13 protein-coding genes are annotated in these 15,065 nt (G+C 54.6%); 3 read left to right on the top strand and 10 right to left on the bottom strand.

Features of this window, described 5'->3' with window-relative positions; all coding sequences use genetic code 11:
• The 4 genes from GOX61_RS09945 to dctP all read right to left on the bottom strand — a co-directional run bounded on the left by GOX61_RS09945 (position 1) and on the right by dctP (position 4,198).
• The gene (locus tag GOX61_RS09945; protein ID WP_170333340.1) at positions 1-1,257 is read right to left on the bottom strand and encodes a malonyl-CoA decarboxylase; all 1,257 of its coding nucleotides are present in this window, start codon (positions 1,255-1,257) and stop codon (positions 1-3) included.
• The gene (locus GOX61_RS09950) at positions 1,254-2,570 is read right to left on the bottom strand and encodes a TRAP transporter large permease (protein ID WP_155148284.1); all 1,317 of its coding nucleotides are present in this window, start codon (positions 2,568-2,570) and stop codon (positions 1,254-1,256) included. The genes GOX61_RS09945 and GOX61_RS09950 overlap by 4 nt, the downstream gene beginning before the upstream one ends.
• A gap of 5 nt (positions 2,571-2,575) precedes the next feature.
• A complete protein-coding gene (locus GOX61_RS09955; protein WP_170333343.1) occupies positions 2,576-3,118 on the bottom strand; it encodes a TRAP transporter small permease in 543 nt (180 codons plus the stop codon).
• Between the two features lie 93 nt (positions 3,119-3,211).
• On the bottom strand, positions 3,212-4,198 hold the full coding sequence (gene dctP, locus GOX61_RS09960; protein WP_155148288.1) for a TRAP transporter substrate-binding protein DctP: 987 nt from the start codon (positions 4,196-4,198) through the stop codon (positions 3,212-3,214).
• A 138-nt stretch (positions 4,199-4,336) separates the two neighbouring features.
• On the opposite strand from dctP, the gene GOX61_RS09965 reads away from it, so the two are divergent.
• Positions 4,337-4,993, top strand: coding sequence for a GntR family transcriptional regulator (locus GOX61_RS09965; protein ID WP_155148290.1), 657 nt, complete (start codon positions 4,337-4,339; stop codon positions 4,991-4,993).
• Positions 4,994-5,337: 344 nt separating this feature from the next.
• On the opposite strand, the gene GOX61_RS09970 is transcribed toward GOX61_RS09965, so the two are convergent.
• The 4 genes from GOX61_RS09970 to GOX61_RS09985 all read right to left on the bottom strand — a co-directional run bounded on the left by GOX61_RS09970 (position 5,338) and on the right by GOX61_RS09985 (position 9,302).
• Entirely contained in the window at positions 5,338-6,555 is a 1,218-nt protein-coding gene (locus GOX61_RS09970; RefSeq protein ID WP_155148292.1) for a polysaccharide pyruvyl transferase family protein, read from the bottom strand.
• Positions 6,556-6,707: 152 nt separating this feature from the next.
• The gene (locus GOX61_RS09975; RefSeq protein WP_217353829.1) at positions 6,708-7,547 is read right to left on the bottom strand and encodes a sulfotransferase family protein; all 840 of its coding nucleotides are present in this window, start codon (positions 7,545-7,547) and stop codon (positions 6,708-6,710) included.
• Between the two features lie 439 nt (positions 7,548-7,986).
• Complete coding sequence (locus GOX61_RS09980) at positions 7,987-8,361, bottom strand: DUF4345 family protein (protein WP_170333347.1); 375 nt, start codon at positions 8,359-8,361, stop codon at positions 7,987-7,989.
• Between the two features lie 17 nt (positions 8,362-8,378).
• A complete protein-coding gene (locus GOX61_RS09985; RefSeq protein WP_170333349.1) occupies positions 8,379-9,302 on the bottom strand; it encodes an SDR family NAD(P)-dependent oxidoreductase in 924 nt (307 codons plus the stop codon).
• Positions 9,303-9,413: 111 nt separating this feature from the next.
• Between GOX61_RS09985 and GOX61_RS09990 the strand changes: the two genes are divergently transcribed.
• Positions 9,414-10,334 carry a LysR family transcriptional regulator gene (locus GOX61_RS09990; protein ID WP_170333351.1) on the top strand — a complete coding sequence of 307 codons (921 nt, stop codon included), beginning with the start codon at positions 9,414-9,416 and terminating at the stop codon, positions 10,332-10,334.
• A 347-nt stretch (positions 10,335-10,681) separates the two neighbouring features.
• Here GOX61_RS09990 and GOX61_RS09995 read toward each other — a convergent pair whose 3' ends face one another.
• Complete coding sequence (locus GOX61_RS09995) at positions 10,682-12,739, bottom strand: adenylate/guanylate cyclase domain-containing protein (protein ID WP_170333353.1); 2,058 nt, start codon at positions 12,737-12,739, stop codon at positions 10,682-10,684.
• A gap of 321 nt (positions 12,740-13,060) precedes the next feature.
• Between GOX61_RS09995 and GOX61_RS10000 the strand changes: the two genes are divergently transcribed.
• Complete coding sequence (locus tag GOX61_RS10000; protein WP_170333354.1) at positions 13,061-14,029, top strand: endonuclease/exonuclease/phosphatase family protein; 969 nt, start codon at positions 13,061-13,063, stop codon at positions 14,027-14,029.
• Here GOX61_RS10000 and GOX61_RS10005 read toward each other — a convergent pair.
• Entirely contained in the window at positions 14,024-15,013 is a 990-nt protein-coding gene (locus GOX61_RS10005) for a GlxA family transcriptional regulator (protein WP_170333356.1), read from the bottom strand. The genes GOX61_RS10000 and GOX61_RS10005 overlap by 6 nt on opposite strands.
• Positions 15,014-15,065 lie beyond the last annotated feature (52 nt).

Consider the following 15,065-nt stretch of genomic DNA (forward strand, 5'->3'; position numbering starts at 1 on the left):
TTACCTTTCTTGTGTCGTAGAAAGAGAGATTGATGCCGCAAGCGACTTGACCTCGGTCGAAGCGATGATCGAGCGTGTGTTGGCAAAATCTTCGTGGTTCTGGGCTACGCGGGCCAGGTCATAGAGGTAGTTGACCATAGTGCCGCCAGACTGGGCGCGCCCCTTGTCAGAAGTATCGGCATCGGCATGAACAGCATGGACCAGCGCGCCATTACCCAAATGGAACCGAGCCACTGGGTCGAAAGGCAGATCTCCCCGGCCTTTGGCGTTCAACAGGTAGTGTGCGGCCAGCACCTTCATCTGATCGGGTTGTTCGATGTCCCAATCGAGACCTTCCTGAGACAGCCACCGGGTCAATCCCGGGATCGGTGACAGGGTGACAAAAGTCTTCAGCCCTGACAGCTCTGCAGCCAGATCCGACGCCACCTGCTTGATGAGAGAGTTGCCGAACGAGATGCTGGCCAGACCCGCCTGACAATTCGAGATCGAGTAGAACACGGCTGTGTCAGCCTGCTCTGCGGGCATCGGATCGCGATCTTCGGCAAGAAGCGCCTGAACCGATCCGGGAATGCCGCTGTTCAGAGCGACTTCGACAAAAATTAGCGGCTCATCAGGCATCGAGGGGTGGAAGAAGGCGAAACAGCGCCTGTCGGTGGGTTCCAGCCTACGGCGCAGGTCATCCCAGCTGTCGATGGCGTGCACCGCCTCATAAGCGATGATTTTTTCCAAGATATGTGCCGGGCTTTCCCAATTGATCGGACGCAGGACCAGAAAGCCCCGGTTGAACCAGCTGGCAAACAGGTGCCGAAAATCCAAATCCAGCGCCTGCAATTCGGGTTCCTTGCCGCCCAGCCGCAGCAGATCGGCACGCATCTGCACCAACGCTCCGGTCGCACCGGGCACCCGGTTCAGTCGACGGATCAGCTCTTGCCGGGCCGGTTCCACCGCAGCTGCAAAGCTGCGATAGGTTGCTTTCGATGGGTCGCGCTCGTATTCGTCCAGTGACGAACGCACCGCCTCGGGATCGATATTCATCGCTGTGGCGAGATACCGGAAGAACTCCAGTTTTTCGTCATCCCCCAGCGTGTCGAACCGGTTGAGTATCTCTTCGGCCAACGCCAACCCAGATGTTTCCCCCGCCGACCCAACCAGCGCGGCGGCCAGTTCGGACAGCGGGCGGCCGTCAAGTGCTGCCGCGCCCGAGCGACGATACCGCCGCTCAAATACGGTTGAAAGAAGATCGGCCAGCAGAGTCATACCGCTGCCCCCATCACCAGATCAGGCAGCCACGTGGCGAGGCTCGGGAACAAGCACAGCAGGACTATCGCGACCACCATACAGGCCACGAAAGGCAGTGATCCAGTCAGGATGGTTTTCAGTGAGATATCCGGCGCAATGCCGTTGATCACATAAAGGTTCAGGCCGACGGGGGGTGAGATCAGGCCGATCTCCATGTTGATCGTCAGCACGACCGCGAACCAGATCGGGTCAAATCCAGCGGTGGTGATGATCGGCAGCAGGATCGGGGCCGCCATCAGGATCACGGCCACAGGTGGCAGGAAGAACCCGGCGATCAGCAGGAACACGTTGACCGCACCCATCAGAACCCAGCGGTTCACGTCCAGTGTGCCGATCCACTCCGCAATCGCCTGCGTGATGAACAGCGAGCTGAGCATATAAGAAAAAACCCCAGCGGCGGCGATGATGAACAGGATCATCACGCTTTCCTTGGTGCTATCGCGCAGCACGACCCAGATATCCTTGGGATTCCAAAGCTTGTAGATGATCATCGCAATCATCAGGCAAAGCAGCGCGCCAACGGCGGCAGTCTCCGACGGCGTGGCGATACCGCCATACATGGCATAGAGCACACCAAGAATAATGCCGAGGAAAGGCAGGACGCGCGGCAGGATCTCGAAGCGTTCACTCCAGGTGTAGCTACCGGAACCCAGGCGGGTCGCATCGCCGGATTTCCAGGTCGAATACAGCGACCAGGCCATGAACAGACCCACCAGCATCAGCCCGGGGATTACGCCCGCCAGAAACAGGCGGCCAATCGAGGTCTCGGTGGCGATACCATAGACGATCATCGTGACCGACGGCGGGATCAGGATGCCCAGTGTGCCACCTGCGGCGATTGAACCGGCGGCCACACCGTCAGGATAGCCACGCTTGCGCATTTCGGGGATGCCCATCTTACCGATGGCAGCACAGGTGGCGGGCGATGAACCGGACATGGCGGCGAACAAAGCGCATGCACCAAGGTTCGACACGACCAGCCCGCCGGGGACACGGGTCAGCCAGCGTTCGAGGGCTTCGTACAAGTCGGCCCCTGCCCTTGTTGAGGCGATGGACGCCCCCATGATGATGAACATCGGGATCGAGAGCAGTGCGAAGTTGTCCAGCTTGCCGAATAGGATCTCGGGCATCAGTTCCAGCGACCGGGGGCCGTCAAAGATGATCAGGAACCCGGCGGAAACGATCAGCAGACCGATGGCCACGGAGACGCCCGAGAATAGAACTAGGATGGTTGCGATGGCGACAATAGCGCCGAGCAGAAGGGGATCCATCGGCTTTACTCCAGACCAAAAGGTTTATCGATGCCAAGCAGAACGGCGACGAGGTCGGCGATCAGCTGTAACAGCAGCAGCCCGAAGCCGACCGGGATGGACAAATAGGGAATCCACAGGCGAACACCCCAGACGGTGTCGGATTTCCAGCCGCGCTCCCACGCGAAGTGCCAGTATTCGTAGCCGTAGAACAGCATGACCGAGACGATGGCGATGGACAGGACCGAGGTCAGTATCGCCATGAAAAAGCGGGGGCGCGGGGCCAGCGAGATCGGGATCAGGTCGACATTCACGTGCCCGCGCAAGCGCTGCACATAAGGCAGACCCACCAGCGTGGCAGCGATGACGAGATAAATGACGGCCTCGGTTTGCCAGATGGTCGAACCATTCAGCACAAAGCGCACAACAATCATCTGACAGGTGATTGCGACGGCGGCGACGATCATTGCTGCTGAGCACCAGCCCGCCAAAGTTGAAAGCGCGGCGACAAAGCGGAGGAAGGGATTGTTCCCGGTGTGAGAAGCAACGGCAGAGCTATGGCCAGCCATGTGCGCCTCCTGTGATTGAGATGCAGGGAGGTCTGAAAATCAGACAAGTAATCGGGTGCCGGGCGGGTTCTGCCCCGCCCGGCTTGAGTGGTGTCACTCGACCGCCAGAGCCTTGTTCAGAAGCTCCTGCCCATCAGTTACTTCTTCCACGAAAGCTTTGTAGGATGTTTCCTGAGCCAGCGCGCGCCAGGCTTCAAAATCCTCAGGGCTCATCTCGGCAATCTCAACGCCTGCTTCTGCGAAGACCTTGGCTGAGTTTGCGTCCTGTTTCTTGGCCTCTTCCAGATAGTATGCCTGTGCCTTTTCCGAGGCTGCCAGCAGCGCAGCCTGCTGATCTTCGTTCAAGCCTTCGAAAGTGGATTTGTTCATCAGGAGCGGCTGATACATGAACCACAGCGCCACATCACCGGCGGGGGTATAGCAGCTGACCTGTTCGTAAATACGATAGCTGACAAAAGACGAGGACGATGTATTGGCAGCCTGCAGAACGCCGGTCTGCATGGCGTTATAGATTTCCGACGACGCCATCGAGGCGATCGAGGCGTCGGCGCCGGCCAGCATCTGCTCAAAGGATTTACCTGCCGCGCGTGTTTGAAGGCCTGCGACATCTTCAGGTTTCGTAATGCATTTGTCTTTGCCGGCAAATCCACCTGCCAGATAGCCATGGACCAGAACCATCACGTCGTCCTCGGCCATCTTCTCTTCCAACGCTTCCATAAAGGGTGAGTCGGCCAAACGCGCTGCGTGATCGTGGTTCTTCACCAGACCCGGCATCAGGGTGAGGTTGTAGGCTGGTTGCTGACCTCCGGCATAGCTCAGCGGCAGAACAGTCATGTCCAACTGCCCACGGCTAAGCGGTTTGTATTGCTCCCGTGGTTTGAACAACGATTTCGAGCCGAAAATCTTGATTTCCAGATCAACATCCGCCGCGGCAACCTCATCTGCAACGATCTGAGCGACTTGGTGACGGATGTCCTTGTTCGACCACTGATGTGACAGTCGTAGCTCTTCCGCAGCACCCATAGTGCCAGCGGACGCGAGCGCCAAAGCAGCGACGGCTGTTTTGAACATGGTTTTCATTATCTCCTCCCGTTTTCAAACCCGGGCCTGCCGGGGATGAACAGAAGCATAAAGTCCTTTTGTTTTTTAAGTCAATATTTTTGTATACAAGATTTGAATTCTTGAGCTCCCAATCGATCACGAGTAAAACAGGACACTATGGACCAAAGACTTGCCGATACTATCGCTCAGGATCTGGAAGAGCTGATCTTTGACGGAACATTTGCGGACGGAGACCGGCTGGACGAAGTTAAACTGGCAGAGCAATTTGGCGTTTCAAGAACGCCACTTCGAGAAGCATTTCAGAGGCTTGCCCTATCGGGTCTGGTTGACCTCATACCGCGCAGGGGTGCTTTTGTCCGGCAACCGGGCCCGGTAGAGTTGATGGAGATGTTCGAAGTCATGGCCGAGCTCGAAGCCGTTTGCGGCCGACTAGCAGCGCTGCGCATTTCCGATGAAGCTTTGAAAGACCTCACCGACGCCAATACAAGATGTCAGATGGCGGTCGATGCCGGAGACCCGGACACATACTACCTCGAGAACGAACGGTTTCATCGAATCATATATAACCAGTCCGGCAATTCATTTCTGGAGCAAGAGGCGTCCAAGCTACACAGACGCCTCAAACCCTTCCGGCGGCAACAGCTTCGATTTCGGGGCCGCATGACGCAATCGATGTCTGAGCATGAAGACATCGTACGCGCGCTCGACAGTGGTCACCCTGAGGATACGGCAAATGCATTACGCGCACATGTTGCCGTACAAGGGGAAAAGTTCCACAACCTGATGGCTTCTTTGAAAAGCGCATCCGATTAGCACCGAATGCGACAAACGGTTTACACGAGTGCTTGCAGGGAAGCTTCTGAACCCCGCTCATCATCCCGCTTGTATCGATCATGTGCGCAAGCCGAGCCGGGCAATCCTAATCGCCTTTTCAACTGAGACTACTAGCGGGTCTTCCTATTGATGCCCTGATCAATTTATCAGCGGCATCAATAGGCGTTCCGGACTTCTTGGTTCATCTCCACAACAAACTGGCATCGACGAACCCGGTACCCTCCGTCTCTCGAAACGCTGCACATCTGGAGCCGCCAACACCCGCTTCAAAGCAGCGGGCATTCGCGACGAGTGACCGTTGCCGGACGACGGCTCAAAGAAACTCAACCCTTCAAAGCATCCATGGCATCTTGCACAACCGAAGTGGCTTGCAGCTTTTCTAGCTGGCCAGCTATGCGGCGTGATTCCTGTTCATGTTTCTCACCCATGTTGTCGATTTTTTCGATAATCTGATCAACACCCGGGTTTCTGATGTCAAATACGTAATCTTGCTGCAAGAAGTGCTCCGCAAGGTCAGTGTATTTGCTGGCCCATCCGAGAATAATTGCAGGAACGCCACTCCGATAAGCGAAGACCACAGAGTGATAGCGCGACGCGATCACGTATTTGAACCTTCCGATGATGTCGATCAGCTCCGGGCTCGCGTATTCTTTGGTAATCAAGCTTACCTTGTCTCTGTTCCTGGTTTTGTTCAGAACCTTTTCGACAAGGTGAATATCGGCGGTGGACGTGTTCAGGATGTACACATTTTCGCCATTATCGACCAACCTATCCAGTATCTTTGCATAGAGATCAAACACCGAACTGGAATCACCAATCCTGAATACGTTTTCATTGATAATGAAGCCGACAGAATTGGGGGCTGGATAGTCTATCTCGTCATTCTCGTGCGAAGCATAGATATCGCTGGCTGTTGGAAAAACCTTCTCCCGGATAACCATATCCGTTGACAGCTCGACATTGTCCAGGTCCAGAGATTTTAAGCATTCATACCCTTCTTTTTCGCGGGCATAGATTTTGGTGGCGTAAGTTAACTCCTTTTTCACTCTCTTAAGGAATTCCTCATTATTACCGTCGGGCCAGTCAAACGGACCAAAGCTCTGGGGCATCAGGACGACTGGTTTATTGTAACGTTTTGCGATTTTTATCGTTTGCATTAACAACTCGCCGCCGCCCTTGGGCCAGCCAGAGCCAAGCGTATAGCCGCTTGCATCGAGAATGGCGTCCGCGTCTTTCAAAGCTTTTACCATTTCCGGAACCTTGCCGTTCCATTTGTCAGTTTTTCTCCAGAAACCGGCAAAACGCGTTAGCAGCGGCTCCAACAGTGGCACCTTGTACAAATGATATTTGAATATCAAACGCGTGTAGTAGTCGTAGGGTAACAACTTGAACGAATACTGCTCGGGCGAGTCATATTTATTAGCAAAACCAATAACCTCGCAGTCCTTGTAAATAGACTTCAAGCCATAGCACAAAGATAGAAACATGGCTTGTGAGCCTTTGTTTCTCATCTGAATTCCGGTGATAATAAACTTCTTCATATCAATAAGTGAAAGACGTTAGGCTTTCACTTTTCCTCCTTGTCTTTCAGAACTGTCGCAGGTGTCGCTTCCTGTAAGGTATCCAGTTACTACATGTGCCCCGCATAGATCGTGGACCCGGGCCTGAAGACCTGAATAAAGCGAGTGTCTCATCAGCTGGCCCGATCCAACGGCCCATACCAGTGGCTGAGCGACTGGCCGCTCATCTTTTCCAGGGCCTCGATCGAGGGGTGGTAGTAATCATAAAGACGATTTCGCAACTCGTCTGTCAGCTTCGGATACCGGGTCTGCTGGGTAACCAATCCCCGGACAGTCTCGAACCCGGACGTCCCCCGTAAGGGGCGAACTATGGGTTTTACCCACGCAAGATGCTTGCGCAATCGGGGAGAGACCATCAGTGATGTCTTGTCCTTTACCTTCTCTCGCCCGATTGACGAAAACGGACGTGGCGGCAGACCAAGGTGGGATCGGACCTGAGCCATCTGAGCCTCCGGGTCGAGCGATACGCCTTCGAAAAACAAGATAAGAAGCTTGTCTCGGCCATAGAGGTCGACAAAGGTCTGCAGGTGCGACGCGAATTTTCCCGAGATCAGGTACTTGAGGTTCTCACCTAACGTGGGATCGAGGTAGGATTCTATATCCTTCCCAACCTCACCGCGCCTGAACCGCATGCAGTAGCTGGAATAGGCTCGTTCAACCGGATTGCGCAGTTGCGCGATCAATTTCACCTGCGGCAGGTCTCGGTGAAGACGGGCCGCTGCTTCGGGTTCATAAAGGTAGGAGTTGGATTTCTCGCCAACGACCCTATCGAGCAGTTGTTCGTCGAACTGCGAAAAATACCAGTCCTGTCCCTTACTGTACTCTCTGGAAAAATAGTGAAGCTCCGGGTCGGGCATGTAGACGGCCGGATCCGTCTGCAACTGTTTCTGAAGCCATGTGGTTGCCGACTTCGCGGCGCCAATAATCACAAAATCGATATCGTTAAAATGCATTAGCTGTTGGCGTCTCTGATTGATGCGCTGGAAAACGGAGCGGTTAATGCCGATTGTATCACGCAAATGAAATTTAGGTTTGTTGGTGGCCAAAGCCTCCGTTTCGTTCAAACGTACTACTCTAAAATCGTAACAGCTGTGCTGAGCTGTCAAGGATCGCCAAAAAACCGGTAGAGATTTGGGTCGGTCTGATGACAATAGCTTAATTTAGTCGCTTCTGTTCACAATGTGAATACACCCAAATCCAAGCCTTCTGCGACGCAGCATTTCAACGCAAAGCCTGACGTGGCGAGATTAAGAACGGGGCATTTGTCTGGTGTGCAGCGTGCGGGCTTCCGTTGCGGTAGCTATCCATGCCATCTGCCGTTTTGCTTGACCCAAAAACTGAGAGGGCGGCGGCGATTTCACCCTAGCCGCCGCCCGAATGATCTCCGACCGTCTAAACGGACAGTTGGCTATGGGCCGTGATCAACACCGCCATGATCACCAGCTCTGCAAGCAGCGGCGGCAGAACAGCCTTGTCGAACCCGTCAGCGAGAATGCCCACAATACGCCCTATGGCTACGACACCCATCAGGATTGCGACCGCCAAATAGCCCTGTGTCTGGCCGGTCGTCAGGCCAATCACCAGTAAGGCAACTGACGCCAGAAATAGCCCCCCAACTACCGAGCGAATTGTGCTGAGCCCTGCTGTTCCCACCGGTTCGATGGCAAAGTTCGCGACCATTCGACGGGGTGCAAACATCGAGGTGAGGCCAAGGCCAGCCAACATGAGAGTTGCAAGAACGACGAGTATGTTAAGTGTAGTTTCCATTTCATATCTCCTTTGGATTAGACAAACTGGCGCAGCGCCAGATCGGCGTTGTCTTGGGTGTTGATGTCTGACAGAGCGCCATCGATGCTGGCCTGATCGACGACCGGCCCTGTGGGATAACCTGCTTGGCTGGCGTAGAAATGACCGGTCTTGAATTCCGGGTTGAGCAATCCGTCGAGATACCGTTTTGCCCCGGTTTCAACACTGTGCATCATGCCGAACAGAGGCATCAGCACTCCGCCCACATGTTTGAAGAAGATGCGTTTCATCAGAGGCAGATCATCAAAGCCCGCAGTACCTGTGGTGCCACCCGGGCTCATGGTGACAAAGCGAACATGCGGGTGCCGACGGGCCATCGCCCCCATCCAAAGGGTCGCCGTCAATTTGGCATAACCATAGGTCTGCATCGGATCGCCCTCGGGGCCAAACTTGCTGCCATCGGCGATTGATCTGAACTCGTCCACGGTACCTTCGGACAGATCAGGGCGGTGCATACCCATTTTGGGAATACCCCGGGCTGCCTCGGACCCTGCGTAGAGTATTGTGGACGTTACCAACTGGCGCTCCATCAATTCGTCCACCAGTACGACATGGCCTAGAACATTGGTCGCGAAGATATTGGTTACGCCATCCCTGGTGAGGCCGTTGGGATGTTGTCCGCCGGTGCCACCGGCATTGAGAATGACAGCATCAATCGGGGTAGAGAGTTCAGCGACCGCTTTACGAACCGAAGCGGGATCTGTCACATCCATCAGAACGATTTCAAAGATTTTACGCTCGGTCTCATGCTCCAGTGCCTTTTTGGCGGCCTCCGCTTTGCTCCGGTTGCGGCAAGCCAAATAGATTTTGGCAATACCTTTCTGTAGGGCGAGTTGTCGGGTGGCCTCGCGGCCCAGTCCAGCATTTGCGCCAGTGATCAATACAGATTGGATCTGGTTCATGGGTTGGGCTCCTTTGGTTCAAGATTGGTGAAGCCAAGGTAAGGCGCCCATTATTTGATCTGTAGATGGGTATTTCTGGACATCGTGCTTCAAAAATGAAACAGATGTCTCATGTCGATAAAGGAAAGCCATTCCCTAAACTGGGACGATCTGAAGTACTTTCTTGCGGTTGCACGAACCGGAACCCTTCGGGGTGGGGCAGACAGCATTCAGGTGAACCACACCACGCTGACGCGTAGGCTTTCGGTCATGGAAGAGCGCGTGGGCAGTCGGTTGTTCGACCGTACCAGGTCTGGCCTCGCCCTGACACAGCTTGGCGAAGACCTGCTGCCTCATGCCGAACGCGTTGAGGCAGAAATGACCGCTGCATCGCGGGTCATTGTGGGCCGGGATGCGCAACCGTCCGGCACAGTCTACGTCACCCTGCCCCACGGGCTGGCTATGACTTCGTTGATGGATGACTTTACTGCCTTTGCCGATCTTTATCCGGACATCATCCTCAACATGAATTTCACAAACGATGTTCGCGATCTCATGCGTCGGGAAGCCGACGTTTCCTTGCGTGTAGCTGACGAAGTGACAGATGATGTGGTCGGGCGGAAACTGGTCCAGATGTCTCAGGCGGCCTATTGCACGCGCGAATACGCCGAACGGATCTGCGACAATGGTGGCGAAGGATTGCACCTGATCGGCTGGCACGAACCCGAACAGGCAACCACGGCGAAATGGGTGAAAGACAGCTACTACCCAAAGGCCACGTTAAAACACCGGGTTTCGGAGTTGGTTCCGTTGATCACTTTGGCGGCATCAGGTTTGGGGATGGCCTACCTTGCGTGCAACCTAGGCGACCGTCACCCCGACCTAATCCGCGCGCCGTTCCAAAAGCCTATGCCCTATCGGAACATCTGGCTCTTGCTGCATCGCGACCTTCGAAACACGGCACGCGTCCGACTATTTGTCGACTTTCTTGCCGAACGGATCAGATCCAGGCGTAACGAGTTCTGGGTTTCCGGAACTGTATCGCCCCGATAGCGCGGGGCAGTAGTGCGCAGTTTAGCACCACGCCCACCCGGCAGATATTTATCTACAGGACGCACGACCCTCAGTCAGGCTGAATATGAGCCAAGTATTTACACTGTACTTGCCAGAGGACTGCATTCCAGAGGGTAGTGGCCTGACCTCACTATCGGATAGTTACCTGCAGCCCCAACGCAGTATTTGCCCGACGACTTGAAGCCCTTCGGGCAAAATACCAGACGCTCGATCGCTTAAGACGGGTCATACGGCTCAATGGTGTAGTATTTTTTTTGCATAGAGAAGCATAGAGCAGGACCCAATCCAGCGCTTCGCTTTGTTTTGACCCTGTTGTGTAAGCCACCTTACTTCTTGTCTGCAATCGCAACGCCCATCCAGTCACTAGGCGGCGGCTCGGATTGAAAGGCTTGGGCACGCTTTTTCATGACAGCAGAAGCAGGATCTCCACCACGTTTCTTGTCGGCAGCCTCAAATGCTTCGATCGCTCTGTCAAAACGACGGTTCCGATAGTGGTTCAGACCTTCCTCATAGGTCGCGATCCACCCAAAAGATCCATCGGCATTGTCCGCCATCGCGATCAATTCGAATATAACAAGGCCCTCGGCGCGGCCGAAAACCGCCAGCGTATCCAGTTCTCTCACAACCACCGTATCACCGGCAGCGCGCCGTGTTTCCGGGCCAATCAGAATTGCGGTACCATATACTTTGTTGGCCCCTTCCAAACGGCTGGCGACGTTCACTACGTCACCAATGGCTGTGTAATTCAGCCGTTCTTCCGATCCGATATTGCCGACCAGCGCCTCACCCGTGTTCAGGCCCAAACGAATGCGCAAGGGCGATCCGGTGTCATCCTTGATACCCGTCGCAGCGACGGTTGCCACGAGGTCCAGTGCGGCCCGGCAGGCGTTTTCAGCGTGTTTTGGATCGGGGCGCGGTGCACCCCAGAATGCCATCACCGCATCACCCATGAACTTGTCGATCGTCCCGTCATGACGCGCGATGGCCGATGAGGTCGCACTGAAAAACGGCTCCATTAATTGAACGATCTTGGGCCCCAGCCGCTCGGACAAGCCAGTGAATCCAGCAACATCACAAAACAGCACCGAAATCCGCTTCATCTCTCCACCGGGCTGGGTTTCGACACCCTCAGCAACCAGGCTTCGAACAAGGTCGGTGGGTACGTATTTTCGAAACGCCGACAGGCCAGCGGCCATATTCACAGTCGCCGCCGACAGGTTCGAAAGCTCTTTTAGCTTGGAAGGGCGGCGTGCAATCTGTTCGATATCAAAGCGTTCAACCTTGCTGAGATCTTCAACGATATGTGCAAGCGGCGTTGCAACAACCGTCCGCATAAGCCAGATCGCAAGTGCGGTCGCCACGACCACAACGCCAATCAATATGTAAATCAGGTTCAACAGCGCTGCATCGATCCCGGACAGGAAGGCGGATTCCGGAATGACCGTCGCAACTCGCCACCCGTAGAAACCAAGTGGTGTCAAAGCGACCGCGTAAGGAACCCCATCATTGACAATCCTTGTCGTCGAATTGGCAACCGGAGGCATGTCGGATCCGCCTAGCAACTGCTCACCGGACATTTTCGCGATTTCGTAGAGATCCCCTTCACCCATACGAGCGGGCGTAACTTCATCTGCATTTGGGTCGGGTGCTGCAATCACATTTCCGTCTGCATCAAGGATGAATGCCGCGCCGAACTCACCCGGCCGTAACGTTCCCAAAAATCGCGACAACCGATCGGTTTCGATAACGACAGCCAACACACCCTGTCGCCTGCGGTTCACATCGACCGGACCTGCATAGGCGTAGACCGTCTTTTGACTGCCGGGTAAGTCGCGGGCTTCTATCCAATCCGTGGCGTCACGCCCGATGAAGTTCGCGTACCAGGCGTGTTCTCGTGGGTCGAAATTTGTTGCCGAGAAATCTCGTTCTTCAAACTGAATGTCGCCCGGAATGAAGATGTATCGATCCCGGCGCAGCATCCCGTCGCGGATTTCATCGTCAATTTCCATCATCTCAAGCCCACCATCGCCCAGACGATGTGCCGCAAAAAAATTCCCATCCGGCCAGCCGAACATGATCCACGAGATGTTGGGTTGGGCCTGTAGTTGAGACAGGAAGACGAATTCACGTTTGTCAGCCTGTCGGGTGGTGATGACGTTCTGAACGAAAATGGTTCGCACTGCAGCCCATGCCGCTTCTGCGGATCTGAGAGTCAGACCAACTTCAATCCGCACCGTATTTGCGATCTGACTGTTGATCTCTGCCGCAAGCATCCGGCTGTTTTCCCGGGCGGTTGTCCACCACAACGAGTGCACAACAAATGTCGACACACCGATCGACAGCGCAACAAGCATTGTTACAGCGATGCCTACGCTGACACGCATAGCAGCTCCAGTTATGGCGGAGGGCGCCGGAGACCTGAGCTTAGACGGCTCAATCGTCAATTAAAAGCTTGTAATTATAACTACATTTCAAACCGGCGGGATCACTCGTGAAGAGAACCGCAACCACGAACGAGAAAACAGACCTCGGACGATGTATTCGCGGTTGGCACATATAAGTCTGCAGATCTTCGGAAGATATGCTTGGTCCGAGCCCTGTCGATCTGGCACTATGTGACAGCTCAAAACACTACGCATTTTGAGCAAACATTATGAGATCCGATAAACTTATTTCAAAGATCAACGCGATACCGGAGATGTATTTTGCCTGTCATTACCGACAATCCCCCTGCCCCAATTCAAGATGATCTGAACGCGCTTGCGGCAAGCCTGGATACAGAAATCCCAGCCAAGCAAGCTGATAACTTGCTCATCGCGACATGGAACATCCGCTCTTTCTCGTCCCTGACACGTAGGTGGACCGCGTCCTCAGACGATTCACCCAAGCGTGACCTGCGCGGATTGCGCGCGATCATTGAGATCCTCTCGCGTTTCGATGTAATCGCCGTGCAGGAACTCAAAGGTAACCTCCGTGCACTGCGCGATACGATGCGATTTCTGGGGGATGACTGGGATTTCCTGATGACGGATGTGACCGCTGGGGAAGCCGGAAACAACGAACGTCTGGCCTTCATTTTCGACCGAACCCGCATCAGGCCATCCGGATTGGCAGCAGAGTTGGTTGTGCCCCCGGATCGGTTGGAAAGAGTGGGGGCAGATGCCCTGCGAGAGCAGTTTGTCAGAACTCCGTACGCGGTCAGCTTTCGCAGGTCGGACACCACCTTCATTCTTGTCACGCTTCACATTCTCTTCGGAGATGTAGCCGCAGACCGAATTCCGGAACTGGCTGAAATCGCTGACATCTTCAGAGACTGGGCCAGACGATCAAACAGATTTCACCACAACCTCATCTGTCTGGGCGACTTTAACATCGATCGCGAAGGCAGCCCGTTATTTGACGCCTTCACATCGACCGGCCTGCGCATTCCGGATCAATTGCGCAATCTGCCACGAACAGTGTTTGATGATCCCGGCGATCCAAGTGATGATAACTACTACGACCAGATCGCCTGGTTCACCACCGGTTCCGGCGCGCTGATTGATATTGAACTGCGGTCCGGTGGAAATTTTAATTTTCTTCCCTTCGTCTACACCGACACCGATTTCAGCAGGAATTCGATCTCACACCGGGTATCGGACCATTTGCCGCTTTGGTGTGAATTCGGGTTATAAACAACGTCCCTGATTATCATTGTGGGCATTGAAGCACGTGATCGTTTGGCCCGAACCCAAGTACCGCTTTCGGATTTGTTTTGGCGGGCTCCCAAAATACTGATGCATAGCCCGCGAGAAGCTCGAAACCGTTTCAAACCCACAAGATAGTGCGATCTGGGTCACTGGTAGTTGTGAATTAACCAGCAGTTGGTGGGCCGCTTCCAACCGCCTGCGGCGATAGTATTCCGATGGCGTCATCTGGTAGGCAGCACAGCAACGCCGCCGTAACTGTTTTTGCGACAGACCCAGTTTGGTGCAGATATCCTGAACGGTGAGTGGGTCTGAGATGTTGTCCACTATCAATTGATGCATCTGCAAAAGCGCTGGATCCGCTGTTCGAATATGGCGCTGGGGGGTTTCACTGCTCCGGGGTCCACCATGGATCATCCCGTTTGCCGTTGCCTCTGCAAGTTCCTGATCGATATCACGGGCGATCCAGGCCAGCATAGCATCACCGGTCGCAGTGCCTCCTGCCGCCGTGAGCCTCTGTTTATCCAGACAGAAAATCTTATCCGCGATGATGATTTCGGGCCAACGCTCGCGAAAGGCCGCTTCGGCCTCATGGTGCAAGACGGCCTGACTGCCATTTAACAATCCAAGCTCAGCCAGAATGATCGCCCCGGTATCAAGCCCGCCCAGCACGCGTGCCTCAGCTGCGGCGCGGGCAATATACGCGCGCACGCGCGACGTAAGATAATCCAGCGGACTGTACCCGGCACAAAGAACCACGAGGTCGGCATCGGGGGCACCCAACCAATCGAGTGTATCCGGCGCGATCATTGCCCCGTTTGAAGCCTGAACCGGTGTATTGGTTGCGGTGCGGGTTTGCCAGACAATTTCGCTTCGGCCCGCGCATTTATTCGCGATCCGCAAGGTCTCGGTCGCCAGAACATAGGCAAGCATCTGGAATTCTGGGAACAGGACAAAGCTGACTTTTTTCATACATGGGTATTCGGCGCATAATTTGGGGCAAATCAAGACAAATATCACCGCT

Source organism: Ruegeria arenilitoris, from assembly GCF_013030265.1.
GTDB classification, from domain to species: Bacteria; Pseudomonadota; Alphaproteobacteria; order Rhodobacterales; family Rhodobacteraceae; genus Ruegeria; species Ruegeria arenilitoris_E.